Source organism: Mesorhizobium sp. B2-3-13 (assembly GCF_006442195.1).
Lineage (GTDB): Bacteria > Pseudomonadota > Alphaproteobacteria > Rhizobiales > Rhizobiaceae > Mesorhizobium > Mesorhizobium salmacidum.
Genome location: NZ_VFVQ01000009.1, coordinates 112980 through 129870, shown reverse-complemented (window position 1 = coordinate 129870; position 16891 = coordinate 112980). Strand labels below are relative to the sequence as shown.

The 16891-nt window shown below is 62.1% G+C and carries 15 protein-coding genes and 1 pseudogene; 5 read left to right on the top strand and 11 right to left on the bottom strand.

Annotated features, from left to right (window positions below; translation table 11 throughout):
- Positions 1-105 precede the first annotated feature (105 nt).
- The 3 genes from FJ941_RS13160 to FJ941_RS13150 form a co-directional block, all read right to left on the bottom strand.
- On the bottom strand, positions 106-507 hold the full coding sequence (locus FJ941_RS13160) for an SET domain-containing protein-lysine N-methyltransferase (protein ID WP_140506104.1): 402 nt from the start codon (positions 505-507) through the stop codon (positions 106-108).
- A 136-nt stretch (positions 508-643) separates the two neighbouring features.
- Positions 644-1270: a LysE family translocator gene (locus FJ941_RS13155; protein WP_140506103.1), complete on the bottom strand. Its 627-nt coding sequence runs from the start codon at positions 1268-1270 to the stop codon at positions 644-646.
- Positions 1271-1289: 19 nt separating this feature from the next.
- Positions 1290-3389: a S9 family peptidase gene (locus FJ941_RS13150; protein WP_140506101.1), complete on the bottom strand. Its 2100-nt coding sequence runs from the start codon at positions 3387-3389 to the stop codon at positions 1290-1292.
- 114 nt (positions 3390-3503) lie between these two features.
- Here FJ941_RS13150 and FJ941_RS13145 point away from each other — a divergent pair.
- Together FJ941_RS13145 and FJ941_RS13140 are read left to right on the top strand one after the other, a co-directional pair.
- Positions 3504-3873: pseudogene (locus FJ941_RS13145) on the top strand (SH3 domain-containing protein).
- Between the two features lie 411 nt (positions 3874-4284).
- Positions 4285-4710: a MucR family transcriptional regulator gene (locus FJ941_RS13140; protein WP_027143963.1), complete on the top strand. Its 426-nt coding sequence runs from the start codon at positions 4285-4287 to the stop codon at positions 4708-4710.
- A gap of 168 nt (positions 4711-4878) precedes the next feature.
- Here FJ941_RS13140 and FJ941_RS13135 read toward each other — a convergent pair whose 3' ends face one another.
- Both FJ941_RS13135 and FJ941_RS13130 read right to left on the bottom strand, forming a co-directional pair.
- The gene (locus tag FJ941_RS13135; protein WP_140506099.1) at positions 4879-5307 is read right to left on the bottom strand and encodes a SufE family protein; all 429 of its coding nucleotides are present in this window, start codon (positions 5305-5307) and stop codon (positions 4879-4881) included.
- Between the two features lie 99 nt (positions 5308-5406).
- A complete protein-coding gene (locus FJ941_RS13130; protein WP_140506097.1) occupies positions 5407-5757 on the bottom strand; it encodes a DUF5330 domain-containing protein in 351 nt (116 codons plus the stop codon).
- Between the two features lie 532 nt (positions 5758-6289).
- Here FJ941_RS13130 and FJ941_RS13125 point away from each other — a divergent pair.
- From FJ941_RS13125 to FJ941_RS13115, 3 genes are all read left to right on the top strand, one after another.
- A complete protein-coding gene (locus FJ941_RS13125) occupies positions 6290-8041 on the top strand; it encodes a PAS domain-containing sensor histidine kinase (protein ID WP_140506095.1) in 1752 nt (583 codons plus the stop codon).
- On the top strand, positions 8016-8798 hold the full coding sequence (locus FJ941_RS13120) for a peptidoglycan-binding protein (protein WP_140506093.1): 783 nt from the start codon (positions 8016-8018) through the stop codon (positions 8796-8798). The genes FJ941_RS13125 and FJ941_RS13120 overlap by 26 nt, the downstream gene beginning before the upstream one ends.
- A gap of 70 nt (positions 8799-8868) precedes the next feature.
- A complete protein-coding gene (locus FJ941_RS13115) occupies positions 8869-9216 on the top strand; it encodes a DUF1491 family protein (protein ID WP_140506091.1) in 348 nt (115 codons plus the stop codon).
- Here the strand turns inward: FJ941_RS13115 and FJ941_RS13110 are convergent.
- From FJ941_RS13110 to FJ941_RS13080, 6 genes are all read right to left on the bottom strand, one after another.
- Positions 9194-10219, bottom strand: a complete 1026-nt coding sequence (locus tag FJ941_RS13110) for a hypothetical protein (protein WP_140506089.1) — start codon at positions 10217-10219, stop codon at positions 9194-9196. The two genes, FJ941_RS13115 and FJ941_RS13110, sit on opposite strands and share 23 nt — an antisense overlap.
- A 411-nt stretch (positions 10220-10630) precedes the next feature.
- Complete coding sequence (locus FJ941_RS13100; RefSeq protein ID WP_027143955.1) at positions 10631-11200, bottom strand: DUF1254 domain-containing protein; 570 nt, start codon at positions 11198-11200, stop codon at positions 10631-10633.
- Complete coding sequence (locus FJ941_RS13095; RefSeq protein ID WP_140506086.1) at positions 11193-11777, bottom strand: DUF1214 domain-containing protein; 585 nt, start codon at positions 11775-11777, stop codon at positions 11193-11195. The genes FJ941_RS13100 and FJ941_RS13095 overlap by 8 nt, the downstream gene beginning before the upstream one ends.
- Positions 11778-11888: 111 nt before the next feature.
- Positions 11889-14042 carry a penicillin-binding protein 1A gene (locus FJ941_RS13090; protein ID WP_140506084.1) on the bottom strand — a complete coding sequence of 718 codons (2154 nt, stop codon included), beginning with the start codon at positions 14040-14042 and terminating at the stop codon, positions 11889-11891.
- A gap of 221 nt (positions 14043-14263) precedes the next feature.
- Complete coding sequence (locus FJ941_RS13085; protein ID WP_140506082.1) at positions 14264-15196, bottom strand: dimethylarginine dimethylaminohydrolase family protein; 933 nt, start codon at positions 15194-15196, stop codon at positions 14264-14266.
- A gap of 23 nt (positions 15197-15219) precedes the next feature.
- Complete coding sequence (locus FJ941_RS13080; protein ID WP_181165877.1) at positions 15220-16821, bottom strand: amidohydrolase; 1602 nt, start codon at positions 16819-16821, stop codon at positions 15220-15222.
- Positions 16822-16891: the final 70 nt, after the last annotated feature.

The window sequence follows — 16891 nt, the reverse complement described above, 5'->3', positions numbered from 1 at the left end:
CAGTCGCGAAAAGTTCCTCATGGGGGTCTACCAATTAGGGGGCCTCCTCGCATGGTTCAGCTGGCTTCAATCCGGCCGTGGCTCCACGCTTACGAGTCTACTTGCCTAATCTTCGGACTGCAGGTGACGATCGCCGAGGAAATCGAAGCCCGTCTCAAAGAAATGATTGTAGTTGCAGGTCATTTCCTCGCCCGGGGCGATGTCGCGCAAGGCGTAGGTTTCCTCGGGTGACGAGACATCGCAATTCGGCTCGTCGTCATGGTTCATGTAACGGGCGTCGTCGGCTTCGAAGACGATATAGGCCGGATCGCGCCGGTCGGGATAGGAATAGCGGTCGAGATAGTTCTTTACCGGCCCGGTCTCGCCCTCATAGGTCTCGACGTCGATGATCCGGTCGAACCGGGGGTCGAGCTTCCAGACCAGCGTGCCCTTGGCAATGTGGTTCTTGGCAAACACACCGATGCCCTGGATCGGCGATTTGTCGAGATAGACGTCGACGAGCAGCATAATGGACCCTTGTGCGAATGTGGGCTTCACGCCCGGGAAAATCGTGCTTGGGTAGCGCGCGACCGTTGCAATTGCGAGCGGAAATCAGCTGGGCGGAATTCAAAAAATATGATCGGCAGACGTGAGTCGCCTGGCTTCAGCGCTGTTGCAAGGCCAGGCGGACACCCAGGGCGCAATAGATGCCGCCGACAACCTTGCCCTGCCATTTCAGCACTGTCGGATTTTGGCGCAGGAAACCGCCCAGCCGCCCTGCGCTCACGGCAAACACGACCGTGCTGAAAAGCCCCAGCATGACGAAGATGATCCCCAATACGGCTAACTGAACCATCGCCGATCCTTTTTCGGGCCGCACGAACTGAGGCAGGAAAGCGAGGAAGAAAAGCGCGGTCTTGGGGTTGAGCACCTCGGTCAGGACGGCCTGTCGAAACGCCTTTCCGGCAGAGATCGCGAGCGCGCCGGCGGTCGGATCGATCGGCGCTCTCTCGATGATGGCGCGAATGCCGAGGTAAACGAGGTAGGCCGCGCCGATATACTTTATGATGCTGAACAGCGTCGCCGAAGTAGCGATGATCGCCGAGATGCCGACCATCGCCATCACGGTATGAAACACATCGCCGGCCGCGATCCCGGCGCCGGTGGCGATCCCGACCCTGGTTCCCGAACTCGTTGCGCGCGCGATCGTCAACAGTGTGGCCGGACCTGGAATGAAGACAAAACCGAACACAACCGCGATATAGGCTATCAATGTGGACAGATCGATCACCGCGGCGTTCCTCCGTAAACTATGCCTTGTCCGTTACCTTCAGCGTGAAGGCATAAGTATAGGCGATCTCCTCCAGGCGCGAAAACCGACCGGAGGCACCGGCATGGCCGGAATCCATGTTGATTTTGAACAGCACCGGATTGGCGCCCCTCTTGCGGTCACGGAGCCGCGCCACCCACTTGGCCGGCTCCCAATAGGTGACGCGCGGATCGGTAAGGCCGGCGAGCGCCAGGATCGGCGGGTAGTCGAGTGCTGCGATATTGTCGTAGGGCGAATAGGCGGCGATCGTCCGGTAATCGTCGGCCGACGCAATCGGATTGCCCCATTCCGGCCATTCCGGCGGGGTCAGCGGCAGCGTCGCGTCGAGCATGGTGGTAAGCACATCGACGAACGGAACCTCGGCCACGATGCCGCCGAAGCAATCCGGCGCCATGTTGGCGATGGCGCCCATCAGCATGCCGCCGGCCGAGCCGCCCTGCGCGACGATGCGGTCATGTGCGGTATAGCGCTCGGCCACGAGATGGCGGGCGCACGCGATGAAATCGGTGAAGGTGTTCATCTTGTGCGCCCGCTTGCCGTCATCGTACCAGCCATAGCCCTTGTCCTTGCCGCCGCGGACATGGGCAATGGCAAAGACGAGGCCGCGATCGACCAGCGAGAACCAGTTGGTATTGAAGGCGGCCGGAACGGCAATGCCGTAGGAACCATAGCCGTAGAGCAGGCAAGGCGCGGAGCCGTCCAGCGGCGTGTCGCGGTGATGCAGAAGCGAGATCGGCACCAATTCACCATCGGCCGCGGGCGCCATCAGCCGCCTCGTGACGTATTGATGCGGGTTATGGCCGGACGGCACTTCCTGGGTCTTGAGCAGCACACGCTCACGGGTGCGCATGTTGTAGTCGAACATCTGCGACGGCGTCGTCATCGACGAGTAGGAAAAGCGCATCATCTCGGTGTCGTATTCCAGGGCCCCTGAAAGGCCGAGCGAGAAGGCTTCCTCATCGAAGAAAATCAGATGCTCTTCGCCGCTGGCACGGTCACGCACGACGATACGCGGCAGGCCTTCCTTGCGCTCGAGCCGGACCATGTGGTCCTTGAAGCCGATCACCGACAGGATCAGCCGGCCCGGTTCATGCGGCACCAGTTCCTGCCAGTTGGCGCGGACCGGATCGCTTGCCGGCGCCGTCATGATCTTGAAGTCCTTGGCACCATCCGCATTGGTCAGGATGAAGAATATGTCGCCGCCTTCCTCAAGTTCATATTGAAGGCCGGTCTCGCGCGCCGAAACCAGCTTGGGTTCGGCAAACGGATCGCTGGCGCTCAACAGGCGGTATTCCGAAGTCTCGTGATCGTTGATGCCGATCATGATCCATTGATTGTTGCGGGTTCCGTCGACGTCCATGAAGAAGCCGGGGTCGGTTTCCTCGTAGATCAGGCGGTCTCTTTCGGGGTTCTGTCCAAGTGCGTGGAACAGAACCTTGGACGGCCGGTGGTTTGGATCGAGACGCGTGTAGAAGAACCCGTCATTGCCCGCGTCCCAGACGCCCGAACCGCCGGTGGCGGGAATCTGGTCCGCCAGTTCCTTACCATCGGCAAGGTCGCGCACACGCAGCGTGTAGAATTCGGAACCCTTGTCGTCGAAGGCCCACAGGAGCTTGCGATGATCGGCCGAATGTTCGACGCCGCCAAGCCGGAAATAGGCCTTGCCCTCGGCCTCGGCGTCACCGTCGAGCAGGATCTGCTCGGGCCCGCCGTCGCGCGGCATGCGGAAATAGCGCGGCTGCTCGCCGCCGAGCTTGAAGGAAGAGCCATAGGCGTAAGGCCCGTCCTTCATAGGAACGGATGAATCGTCTTCCTTGATGCGGCCCTTCATTTCCTTGAAGAGCTGCTTTTGCAAATCTGACGTGTCGGCCATCAGCTTCGACTGGTAGGCATTTTCGGCTTCGAGTTCGGCGCGGATTCCAGGATCGAGCAAGGAGGGATCCCTGAACATCTCCTGCCAGTTATCCGCCCGCAGCCAGGCATATTCGTCGGTTCGCGTGATGCCGTGATGCGTGTCCGAGACTGGCCGCTTCTCCGGGGAAGGGGCGCTGACGATTGGAAATCGGGAAGTCCTGGTCATTGCGTCTCGCTCTGGAAATATCTTGAATGACGAATGAACACACCGATCAGGGCGGGTTCAAGAGCAGTTGCGTAGAGGTGGTGTGGGCCCATGAGGTGGCCGGGAGGAGGGAAGATGACTATTCGGTCTCGTATTGCTGCGGCCTTCGCCGTTGCTTCGCTAACTCTGGTCTTTGCCGGCCAGTCTCATGCGACCGTATTCGCGGCTTGGCAAGTGGCCAATGTGCCGTTCGGCGACACGCTCAATGTGCGCAAATATCCGTCGGGAACATCCCAGAAACAGGCCGCCTACCCGAACGGGGCGCGTCCTGCAGATGACCGGGAGATGCACCGGCGGCATAAACCTGCTCGATATCGCCAATCAACCGGCATGGAAACAGCAGCAGACGGTTCGCTATCGCTGGTGCGAAATCTGGCATGACCCCGCCAAGAACGGCGTCTTCGTAACCGGCTGGGCCTATGGCGGATACATCGCGCCGTTTTGACCGGGGAATGGCCTGATTGATGGCGGGATGGTTTGGCAACCTATGGTTTCGTGGACAGGTGTGAACAACCAAGCTTGTCGGTGTGGTCGCCAAGCAAACCGGGAGCATTGAAACTTGTTTTGTGAGTTATCGCGAATGTAACGATTAGCTGACCCGACGTCAGCCTTTGTCCGTTTGGCGACCGAAATATCGAAAAATTACATGGTGCACGAAAGATTGAAGCTGATCGCGCAATAGTTGACCAACATTCGTAAATATAATGCAGAGAGCGAATTGACTTACTTGACGTGTGGCCGCATTGATGTCCCTGTGACGCGAATCGTCGCAGCTCTATCTGCGCAAAATTCGTGCAATGCCCTGTTTGTAAAAAGGGGCACAGATCGACGTAACTCTTGTTGGGGCCTGAAGACCATGGATATTGTCGAAACACCTTCCAGAAACAATGATGCGCTGATCGAGCTTACCGCCGATGTGGTGGCTGCCTATGTCAGCAACAATCCCGTGCCGGTCGGCGAACTGCCGAACCTGATATCCGATGTCCACGCCGCTCTCGGGCGTGTGGGCGGAACCGTCGAACAGCCGCCTGCCGACAAGCAGAAGCCGGCTGTCAACCCGAAACGCTCGGTTCATGACGATTACATTGTCTGTCTTGAAGACGGCAAGAAGTTCAAGTCGCTCAAGCGTCACCTGATGACCCACTACGATCTGACGCCCGATCAGTATCGCGAAAAGTGGAACCTGGACCCAAGCTATCCGATGGTTGCCCCGAACTACGCGGCGGCCCGTTCGCAGCTTGCCAAGAAAATGGGCCTTGGTCGCAAGCGCAAGGCGCGGTAGTCGCGGCTTGCCGGATTAGAACTGAAATCAAACGGCGCCTTCGGGCGCCGTTTGATTTTGCGGGCGAGTGCAATTCCAGGAAAAGTGTGAACCGGTTTCCCGGGAAAAGCGCGTAGCGCTTTCCCCAGGGAATTGCGTCAAAACAAGGAAGATCGGGGCAGAAGCCTGTCAGGCGGTCTGCGCGAGCGCCATCTCGGCATCGCGTTTGATGCGCTTGACCATCGAGCGAAGGCCGTTGGCGCGCTGGGGTGACAGGTGTTCGTCGAGGCCGAGTGCCTTCAGCGTCGCTTCAGCGTCGGTTTTCTGGATTTCGCTGGCCGTCTTTCCGGAAAACAGCGCCAGCATGATCGCGACCAGTCCGCGCACGATATGGGCGTCCGAATCGCCCGTGAAGGTGATGACGGGATCGGCGCCCGGACCCCGTTCGGTGGTCAGCCAGACTTGGCTGACGCAACCTGGCACCTTGTTGGCGGCGTTGCGCTCGGCATCGGGAAAGGGAGGCAGCGCTTCGCCAAGCTCGATGACGTAACGATAGCGGTCCTCCCATTCCTCGAGGAACGAGAAGTCGTCGCGGATCGTCTGGATCGTGGTCGTCATGACCCGGATATAGTCACGCGATGGCGCCGCGTCACGGAAAAACAAGAACACCGCGGACGTCGAGAGGGCAGACGGTCCGCGGTGCGCCGTCGAGACGGCCTAATTCTTTATCGGCAGGTTGACCGTTTGGGGCAGGACGATTTCTTCCGGCTCGCTGCCCGTCAGTGTCGAGACGTCGGGGCCGGCGGACTTGTCGTCCAGCATGGCGGCCGCGATCTTGGCGGTCTCCTTGGCGCGTGCGGTGATGGTGTGCATCGCCGATTTCCCGGTTTCGCAGACATCGGGCTTGCGTTCGCAGATACCGGCGATGTCGCCGACGGCGTCCCGCGCCGCGAACAGCGCCTGGATCGGCCCGACGCTTTGCTGGCCCGTTTCATCGGACCCGACACCCAGCGGCAGCGCCAGCAGCACCAGTGAAAACCAGAAAGCCATTCTTATCAGGAAGAACATGCCTTGCCTCTCGTCGTGACCGGATCATGCATCATAGGGCACGACCTCTTTTATGGGCAGGATGTTGGCACACAGGCACAAAGGACGGCTTGCATGATCGCCGAGAATTTTCCTCAAATTTTAGGCAAATTCGAGACGAAGCGTTTTGTTGTCGATTTGTTTCATATCGGGACGATTCTCGTTACCATTCGATAACCATCTATCTGGTTGTTTTTACCGGATTTTTCGCAAATGGACGCGATCCCGTTCCTGCCTCTGGGCCGCTGATGACGGGCATTCGCGAATAACCCTCCGTTTACTATGGCTGCATTTGCCCGGGCTTTCGGCGGCCGTCATCCCGATATTTGCCGCAGGGCCGGCCTTGGTCCGCCCTGCCTTATCCATTCCTTAAACGCTGGATGCGAGTTTCAAAGCCACCAAGACGATCTGCAAAAGCAGAGCTGTTCACGACGAGTGCGAGTGCGTTGAGTTGATGCCGATCGAGGCCAGATACGCTGAATTGCCTGGCGCAATGGCGGCCGGTTGTGAACGCATGGTTCATCCCAGCGTTCTCGGGCGCAGCGACCGCGAGCGCCAGCGCCGTTTCATCGGCGTGATGCTGGCCGCGCCGTTCTTTGCAGCGGGTGCCGCGGTCACGCTGGTTACGTCGGGCATGGGGGCTGCGGTGACCATGGCCGCCATTTTCGCGGCCTTCGGTCTGTGCTGGTTCGTCGCCCTGCTGGTAGCAGCGACCGGCAAGATGGCCGCCGCCGGGCCGATCGCCCTGGCGATGGCGGCGATAGCCCTTGGCGGTCTCATCGGTGCCGCCGGCGGATTGAGTTCACCTGTCGCCATGCTTGCCTTGGCGCTTCCATTCGAAGCCTGGTGGATCGGCACCTCGCGGCGTGCTGCTGTGTGGGGGGGCGCCTCGGCCGTCATTGCCATCGCCCTTCAGTCCCTGTCGGCCACCTTCCTTCCATTCGCGGAGGCGCACATCGCCGCCTGGCACTGGCTGGTGCCATTGGCGTGGGCGCTGACCCTCCTCCCGCGCATTTCGGCTTTTCGCGGCACCGCCGGCGCGGCCGCTACGCTCGATGCAGGTGACGGATTGGAAGACATCATCGACGCGGTGGTCTTTCGGGTCACCCGCCACGGCGAAGTCGTGGAGGCGTCCGCCAAGGCGCGTACGCTTCTGAAATTGCCACCTGAATTGTTGTCCGGAACGGGCCTCTTCGACCGCGTCCACCTGTCGGACCGTGTCTCCTATCTCAGCGCCCTGGCCGACATGCGTGACGGCGCACTGTCGCGCCGCCTCGAATTGCGCATCAGGCTGCCCCAGAGTGGCAACGGCGCCCACAACGGAAATGGTTTGGTGGCCGACAACTACCAGCCATTCGCGCTCGAACTGGTGCGCGGCGAGGAACAAAGCGACGTTTTCACGCTTGTCCTGCGCAAGAACGACGAGACCGCGCGGTTGCGCGAAGAACTGGCGCAAGCCAATGAGACGGCGGCCGCCGCCGAAGTGGCCAAGGGCCGCTTCCTCGCAGTGGTGAGCCATGAACTGCGTACACCCTTGAATGCCATCATCGGCTTCTCCGACATGCTGCTGCACGAGATGTTCGGCGCCTTCAAGGATCCGCGCCAGAAGGAATATGTCGGCCTCGTGCGGGATTCGGGCCAGCATCTGCTGGCAGTCGTGACATCCATACTCGACGTCTCGAGGATCGAATCGGGTGTCTACGCCACCGAGCCGGAGCCGTTCCGGTTCATGGAAGCCGTGGACATGTGCCAGTCGATGATGCGGCTGCAGGCGCAGGCCAAGAACATCGACCTGCAGACGCAGATCGCCCCTGACGCGGGCGATATCAATGCCGATCGCCGCGCGGTACAGCAGATGCTCATCAACCTCGTTTCCAACGCGATCAAGTTCACGCCCGACGGCGGCGATGTCGTCGTCGGCGCCAAGCGGATCGGCTCACGTCTGCATTTCTGGGTCAGGGACACCGGCATCGGCATCGCCGAGGAGGATTTCGCCAATCTCGGCAAACCCTTCATGCAGATCCAGAACGACTATACCCGCCGTTTCGAGGGTACGGGTCTTGGCCTTTCCCTGGTGAAGGGGCTGGTGGCCTTGCATGATGGCACCATGTCGATCGAAAGCATGCCGGGCGAGGGCACCACGGTGACCATCAGCCTGCCGGTCAGCGGGCCGAAGGGACGCCCCGCCAACTCGACCGGAGTGCTGACGATGCCGGTGACGAGGGCGAAAGGGGACGGAAATGGCTCGCTCCGCAAAACAGGCTAAGGCGGTCAAACGCCGCAGCAACGCCTTGCAGGACGGCGCCATCGCCGTTGGCGGCATGATTTCGCGCAATCCCGTCCTGGTGGGAGGATCGACCGCATTCCTGGTGACGCTGTTCTACGTCTCGGCCAACGCGCTGTGGTATCAGCCTTTCCCGCACGCCGGGGCGTTTTTCGCCACGCGTCATTTCCAGGGCTTTCCGCACGCCGCCGCCGACGAGCCGGAAACGACAATCAACATTGTGCGGTCCAATGCCGCGCCCGCCCCGATTAAGGGCGATCCGGTGGTCGAGCAGGTGCAAGGCATATTGAAGGACCTCGATTTCTATTCCGGCACCGTCGACGGCATTTCCGGCCCCAACACGCGCAAGGCCATACAGGCCTATCAGCAGAAGGTCGGGCTGAACGCCTCGGGCGAGATCGATGCGCTGCTGCTGGATCAACTGGGTGCAACGCCGAAGACGGCCGCCGTGCCCAAGCCGCAGCCTCGTCCCGACATTGCGCCGGCCGCTGTTCCCGTGTCCTTGCAGACGAATGAGGCACAGACGAATGCCGCTTTGCAGGGGCCTGATCCCCGCATCGTCAAGATCCAGGCTGGGCTCAAGGCCTTCGGCAATGACGACATGCAACTGGATGGCGTCGTCGGTGCACGCACGAAGGCGGCGATCAAGGAGTTCCAGACGCTGTTCGGGTTGCCGCAGACCGGCGAACCCGACGAGATCGTCTACGTCAAGATGCGCGAGATCGGCCTGACCAACTGACAGCCGAAACGACGGCTCGCCCTGCATCGGAAATTTCGATAGAGAGCCCGCATGTTGTCGGGAGTCTTCGATGCGCGTAACCGCTGATCTGTGGGTGTCGGCCCTGTTGCGCCGAGTTTTCGGCGCTGGCGGATTTGCCGCCGTGGTCAATCGCGGCGCGACAGAGGCCGGGGCTGTGTTCATCCTGGCGCGGGGCAGGATGGGTGAAACGGCTCTCTACGGGCCGGCGCCGCAGACAAGCTACGATTCGGCCAAGCCCGAAGACCGCTTTTTCAGCCTTCTGGCCGCCGGCGATGATGCGTCCGTGCTGGATGCGAGACTTGAGCGCGAGAAAAAATTCGATCCCGACATTTGGGTGGTCGAGATCGAGGCCGGGAATGTTCCCGTCGAGGAGTTTATTTCCGTGAAGACACCCTGAGGCCGGGGGCGTCGGCTTCGTCGCTGTTGGAGGCCTTGCGGCTGTCGCCGTTTGTCGGCGAAGCATCGCGAGCTGCCCTGGACGGGGTTTTGGCTTTCCATCCCCGCACTTTGTCCAGGGCCGTATCGCGGTGCAGCAGGCGGTAACGGTCGAGATAGGTGCGGATGGCCTGCGGATGCGGGAACAGGCCGGGATAGACGGCAACCGTGATCAGGAATGCCCGGTCCTCGCTGAAATCGAGCGAACGCAGCGCCGCAAGCAGCGGCGCATAATTCTGGTTGGCGGTCAGCGATTGCGCGATCGAAAAATCAATGTTGAGGGCATCGGCAAGCGCGGTCTGGAAGAACGCGGCGTTACCCGTCAATGCCGTCTCGCGCAGTCTGACATAGGTATCCGCACCTGGGAACGCATCGACCTTCGCCGCCAAGGCTTCGTCGCCGGTGTGCATCATGGAGCGCAGCCTGCGCCGCGCGTTCTCGGCGGCAACGCCGGGCGTCTGCTGAGTTTCCGCGCTGTCCGCCGTCGCTTGCGTCTTCACGGCAGGGCTTTGCGCCGGGGCTGCTTCCGGAACCCGCGTCCGCACCAGGGTCGGTCTTTCCAGCGCCCTGATCAGATCGGCGATGGTCGGGTTCAGGTCCTTGCGCCGCGCGATGGCGCGCGCATGCGGCAGCCCGTGCCGGCCAATCAGCGCGATCAGGTCGATATCGCTGACCGCGCGTGAGCGGATGAGCAGCGGAGCGGCAATGTCGACCGGTTCCTCGCAAAGGCGCCGCACCAGGGCCGCGGGTGCATATTCGCATTCGGAAAGGGCGGCTGCCACGTAGCGCCGCGATTCGACGGATACACTGTCGAACAGCGGCAGCGTCAGATCTTCGAGCTGGCCGATCTCGCGGCGTGACGGTCGGGTCAGCGAGCAGAACGCCGACACGGCGGCGCGGAACAGCCTCTCAGCTTTTCCCGATTCCGTCCTTATCGCGATTTGCCTGAAGTCCGAAGATGACACGAAGGATACGCCTGACAACAGATACACACACTCGACATCGCGCCACCGGAACCATGTCGGTTTCGCGTTTGCCTCGGTCAGAACTCTCTGACCTGGGAACAAAGATCAAGTTAGCGGCGATCCGTTAGCGCTCCGTTAACCCTCTGCCGGCCTTAATGATATTTGGAGGCGTTGCGTTGTGCTCCGGGGAAACCGAGAGGAATGCGCGAACCATGGGCATGGTACTGTCTTTCGTGCCGCGTGCGGCACCGACCAATCGAGCAAAGCAAACCACCGAAATACCGGCGGCCGTAATCATATTTCCCGGCATCCGCTATGAGCGGTCCAGCACCGGCGAAGCGCGGCCCGCGGGGCCAGACAAGCCGGGATCGCCACGGCCGCCCGTGCCGCACCACTGAGCTTGCTGAAGCCCTAGAAATCCTGCAGCTCGCAGGAACTCTGATCGAGAAAGCGCGACACGATCGGCTTCCAGCTCTCGTCCGGCACGAAGCTGCGGATGACGAAGATGCCTTCGTCGATGGGCGCTTCGACGAAAATCGCTCCCTGGAGGTCTTCAGGCAGGTCCTTGCGCACGTCGATCATCTGCGCCGGCGTCAGCACGACCGCATCCAGCTTGCCACCGGTCGCCGTGTGGTCGTTGAAGGAATAGATGTTGTGACCGCTGCGGTCATAGACCGACACCGACCAGAAGGGGACGTCGCCCGGCGCCTTGATCCGGACCATTCCTTCCTCGAGGTCGAAGCGGCAGGCCGTGGCATAGAACAGCGGGTCGACCGATTTCACCACCGGCGCGCCGCCGGCTTCGGCATCGAGCCGGTTCATCCTGTAGAGATCGGATGCCATGGAAAGACGCGACCAGGCGTCACGTTCGGAAAAATCCGGCACCAGAAGCAGGACGATAATGTGGACAATGCCGGCGCCGACGAGGCCGAGCAGGACGGCGTGCAGAAGCCTGCGCAGGGCGGCATGCAAACTACGCATCGCAGCCCGCCCTCACGATCCTGGGCAGCGAAACGTCGGACAGGCCGGTGCTGCTGGCGATCGGCGTGTCGTAGAAGGTCAGGACGAAATACATCTTCCCGGAACCGTCGGTCAGAAGCCAGTTGCCCGGCATCGGGTGATGGCCGACGGAGATGATCACGGAATTGTCCGGTTGGCGCAGCACCCCGTAGGACTGAAGTGCCGCAAGCCGGGATTTGCCTGTCTCGACGACGCCGAGCGATCGATCGGCGGCATAAAGCGTCCAGAATCGGGCTGTCGGAAATCCACCCTCGACCCTGTAGGCGCATTCCCGCTTGAGCTGGTCGCCGGCGGCGTCGTTTTCCGCCACGAAGGACAGGCCTTCGGCGCGGCCGAGCGCCAGCACCCCCTCGCGCGCCACGCGCGCCTTGGAATAGGGGTCCGCGGCCGATGTGCCGATGTCGGGGAAGGCGGTCCACTGGCCGATCCTGATTGCGCCGACCCCGTCCTGGATCTTCAGCGCATACCAGACGCTGGCGCCGCCCCCGCCAATGGCTATGGCAAGTGAAATCAGCATCAGGAGGGCATTCTTGAGCATGAAGGGCCGGGTGCGCGAAGGATTGCAGTTCGGGGATATCGCGGCGCGGGGTCTTGTGGCAAGCCGGCGTGATGGATTTGCCTGCCGACCCGGCTCGCGCCGGGGCGGATGTCACAGGGCCGAAAGCGTTTCGGGTGGAGTGGGGGCGTCGAGTTTGGGCGCCGTCTGGAACAGCTGGCTCATGTCCCTCAGCGTCTGCGTGGTTCGGCTGGACAGCACCGGCGGCCGCTCGGCGGCGGTATCGGCCGCTGCCTGCTCCTCGGTCTTCTTCTGCGCCTCGGCGGCCTTGGCCGCGATCTCCTCGTCGACGAAGGGTTTGTCGATGCCGGGGATCGGCTTCAGGTCGATGTTCTGGTGCGCGTAGACCATCATCCGCTGCCATACCATCGCCGGCAGCGAGCCGCCGGTCATGTTCTTGGTCGGTGTGAAATCGTCATTGCCCAGCCACACTGCCGCCGTGTAGTTGCCGGTGAAGCCGACGAACCAGGCATCGCGGTAGGACTGCGTCGTGCCGGTCTTGCCGGCGACGACGATGTTGGGAATTTGCGCCCGCCGCGCCGTGCCCATCACCGGCACGGCCGTCAGCATGGTGTTCATGGATTTCAGGGCCTGCTCGGACAGCACGCGGTGCGGCGGCGGCGCGTCCTTGGTCCAGTCGTAAACCACGTCGCCGGTACGCGTGACGAGCTGGGTGATGCCGTGCCGGGAGCCGACGAAGCCGTTCTGGGCGAACACGCTGTAGCCCGTCGCCTGGTCCATCACGGTCATGCCCGAGGTGCCGAGCACCATCGTCTTGTGCCCTTCGAGCGGCGATTCCACGCCAAACGATTCCGCCAATGCCTTGATCGGCGCGATGCCGAGATGGTCTTTGGCCAGCCGCACCGGCACGGTGTTGATCGACTTGGCCATCGCCATGATCAGGGTGATGTTGCCCGCCGATTCGCCGCTGTAATTATGCGGTGACCAGTTGCCCCAGCTGATCGGCCCGCCAGAAATGATCGAGTTCGGCGTGAAACCGTGTTCCATCGCCGTGGCGTAGACATAGGGCTTGAACGACGAGCCGGTCTGGCGCAGCGCTTTGGTGGCGCGGTTGAACTGGCTGGCGCCGTAGTCACGGCCGCCGACGATCGCTCGCACCGCACCATTGGTCTCGATGACCACCACGGCACCTTCGGTGACGTTGTATTCCTTGCCGAACTGGCGCAGGTGGAACTCGACGGATTCCTCCGCCGCTTTCTGGATGTTGGCGTCGAAGGTGGTGTGAGCGACCAGCGAGTGCTGGCCGGGCTTGGCGATCTTCTTGACCTCGTCGAAGGCCCAGTCGAGGAAATAGTCGGGACTTTTCTGTTCGCCGCGATCGACGACATCGGCCGGATGCAGTCTTGCCTGCAGCACCTGGCCTTCGGTCATGAAACCGGAATCGACAAGGTTGGACAGCACCACATTGGCGCGAGCGCGCGCCGCCGGCAGGTTGATGTGCGGCGCGTATTTGGTGGGCGCCTTGAACAGGCCGGCGAGCATCGCCGCCTCGGCAAGGTTCAGGTCCTTGACGCTCTTGCCGAAATAGAAATCCGCCGCCGCCTCGATACCGAATGTGCCGCCGCCCATATAGGCGCGGTCGAGATAGAGCTGCAGGATTTCCTTTTTCGACAGATTGGCCTCCAGCCACAGCGACAGGAAGGCTTCCTTGATCTTGCGCTCGAACGTGCGCTCGTTGGTCAGGAACAGGTTCTTGGCCAGCTGCTGGGTGATGCTGGAGCCGCCCTGGACGACCGAGTTTGCCCGCACATTCTCGAAGATCGCGCGCGACAGGCCGAGCACGTCGATACCGTAATGATCGAAAAACCTGCGATCCTCGGTGGCGAGCACCGCCTTGATGACGTGGTCCGGCATCTCGTCGACCGGCACGGAATCGCGCTGGATGATGCCGCGCTGGCCGATCTCGTTGCCGTACCGGTCAAGGAAGGTGACGGCGAAGTCGCCCTGGGCACGCCAGTCGCCGGTGGTGTCCTGGAAAGCGGGTATCGCCAGCGCCAGCATCACCACCATGCCGCCGGCGCCGAGTGTAAAACCTTCGCTCAAAAGTTCGATGAAGCCACGGCGCCAGCCCTTGAGACGGAAGCGCCGCGAGAAGATCGTCGCGGCCTCCCAGAACTGGCGCGCCTTGAACCCGATCTCATAGAGAGAGGAATCGAGCCACGCGTCCAGCGCCAGAAGGCGGGAGGCGATCGGACCTCTTCTCTTGCGTGGTTCAGGGTTGACCATTCAAAAACCCGGCTCGGCTCTGGCCCGACCTGAAAACCGCAAGCGGGCAATTTCAGGGCGGCGACCTGTTGGACTATTCATCCATTTTACCGACACCCACAAGGGCGGCGAGGACACAGCCGCAAGGTTTGTCGATGGAAGGCCAGGTAGCCGGCGGGCCGGTTCCTCGCCCGCCAGATTCTGCGGCCGGCGAGCGAGGGGAGATTTGCTTCCCCGAGCTATCAGGCCGCTTCGCGCTTCAGCGCCTGCGCCATGCAATGGATTCCGCCGCCGGTCTTGGAGATTTCGCTCATGTCGACGGCCGCCACCTCAAAGCCGCGCGCCTTGAGTTTTTCGATCAGTGTCTTGCTGGATGTCGGCGCGATCACCCGGTCCTTGCCCAGCGACATGAAGTTGCAGCCTAGCGCCATCGTGTCCTGGAAGGGGACGTCGATGATCTCGTGACCCTTGCCCTTCAGCCAGTCGACGATGCCGGGCTCGGTGCAGGCGAGGCAGACGGCAGTGAGCTTTTCGGCGATCGGCACCACCATCAGGTCGATGTGGACGTAATATTCGTCGATGAATGCGATGCGCGTCTCCCAGCCTTCCTTCTCGAACCAGGCCTGCACCTGGCGGGCGCCTTCCTCCTGCGTGCGCGCGCCGCCGCAGCCGATCAGCACCACGCCGTCCTCGATGACGTTGAAGTCGCCGCCCTCGAAGGTGCCTGCGGTCACCATATCGTAGATCGGGATGCCGAGCTTTTCATAGGTGCGGATGGCCGCGTAGTTCTCGCCGCGCCGCCACCAATTGGCCATGGCGGTGATGATCGCGCCATAGGGCGTCATGACGCTGGAATCACGGGAATAGACCTGCATCGGCAGTTCCGGCATCGGCTCGTGCCAATGGATGTTAACGCCGAAATGCTCGTAAGCCGCGACCAGATCCTTGTGCTGCGCCTGCGCGATCTGGACGTTGCAGGGCGCCTCGCGCAGATGTTTTCGCGAAAGCGAGCTGGTCGACAGGTGACGCAGGAAATTCGGCGAGCCGAGCAGCACGTCGGTCAACACGTCGGTCTCGTTGGCGAAACCCCAAACGGTCAGCGGCTTGGTGCCGCCGGAGGGATTGCGGCGCTGCAGCGAAAACGGCTCGGCGATGATGCGGTCATGAACGGTCATGCGGTTCTCCTCGTGGCTTGTTCTCAAGAATTGGTCGGTCGCGCATTGTTTGGTATCCACCAGTCGCGCCCGCGCGGCGTGGTGACATATTCCGGCCAGCGGAAATTGATCGGCGGCTCGTAGTCGCAGAGCGGGGCGATCCAGTTGGAGCCGCCAACGCCGCCGCCGGTACGGGTGGTGAACTCGCTCATCGCCTCCTCGCGGGCGATTTTGTCCTCGAGCAGGCGCAGCGCCGCCAGCGCGACCGTCTTGGCAGCGCAGATGACCATCGGATCGATCGTCGCGGGAATGCCGCCCAGCGCATTCATCACCCATGCCGGAAAAGCGTGGCCGTTTGCCGAGCGGAGCGCTGGGCGAGCGACATAGAAGCGCGCGGTCGGCGCGTGCCAGCTCATGTCGGTGTAGTCGTCGGAAGTCGAATTCACCTGCGACGGCGGCAAGTCGCGGCGCAAGATCGCCTCGGCCTCTTGCGGCGAAATCAGCCGCTCCAGTTCGTCGATAAACGGGTTTTCGGTCGCGGTGCCGCCGGCGTTGACCTGGATTTCCCGCGCGATCGTCTTGGCGGCATCGTCCCAGCGAGGTGGTCCGACAATTGATAGGGCTTCGTAGGCAATCCCGGCCATGGCGTGGTTGGCGAGCCCCGGCCGCGACTTCGACACCCAGTGCCGTTCGTAGCGGCAGCCGCTGATTGCGGCCGCGGCCGCGGCGTTGCGGTCGAGCACCGCCGTCACCTGCTCGGCCATACGAAGCGTCGGCACGCGGATCATGTACTGGATCTCGGCAAGGCCTGCCGGCAGATTGTCGGCCGTGGCCTGGCCAGCCGTCAGGATCGCCTCGCTGATCGACCAGCCGCCCTGGTGCGGGAGCATGGAATCGCGCAACGCCTTGGAGGTCATGAACATGGTCATCAGCGCATCGTTGGCGCCCGGTGCCCTGACCGCCGAATGCGCCTGCGGGATCGGTGCGCCGTCGCCTGCGCGAACCCAATTTTCGGGTTCGTCGCAGACGAAGCGATAGATCATCGCGTAGGCCGCACCGCAATGCGTGTCCCAGCGCGCGGTGTTGCAGAGCGGCAGCATATAGAAGGGATGGAAGGAGATCATGCCGGCAAGGCCGTCATAATAGCCTTTGGCGGCATGGATCGGCTTCGAGCCGCGTACCTTTTCGGCCGGTTCGCCGGTGAAGCGCAGCGTGCCTTGAATACCGTCGCGCTGCATGGCGGCCTTGGTCGCGAGCAGCCCGCCGAGACTTGCTATGCCAAGCCCCGAATGCGGATCGGTATGGCCGCCGGCCTCGTCGCCAAGGCCAGGTCGCGGCTGCCTCACCGTCACTGCGTCCTGGCAGTTGCCGGGCACTGCGTCATATTCGGCATACATGCCGACGGTCGGTCCGGCGCCGTTTGTCCAGTGGGCGCAGAAGGCGGTCGGCATGCCGCCCGAGCCTTCCTCGACCGAAAATCCCTCGCGCTTGAGCCGATCGACATACCAGGCGGCCGATTGGTACTCGCGCCACGCGGTCTCGCCGAAATCGAAGATGGTGCGTGTCCAGGCCGACAGCAGGGGCTGGATGCCGTCGAGGCAGGCAAGCGCGGTCTCTTGCGCCGATGTCGTCACCGGTTTGTCCATGCTCTAAAAGAAAGCAGTGAAGCGGCTCGCCAAAAAGTGATATGTTTTCCCGGTTCGTGCAAATTCGGTT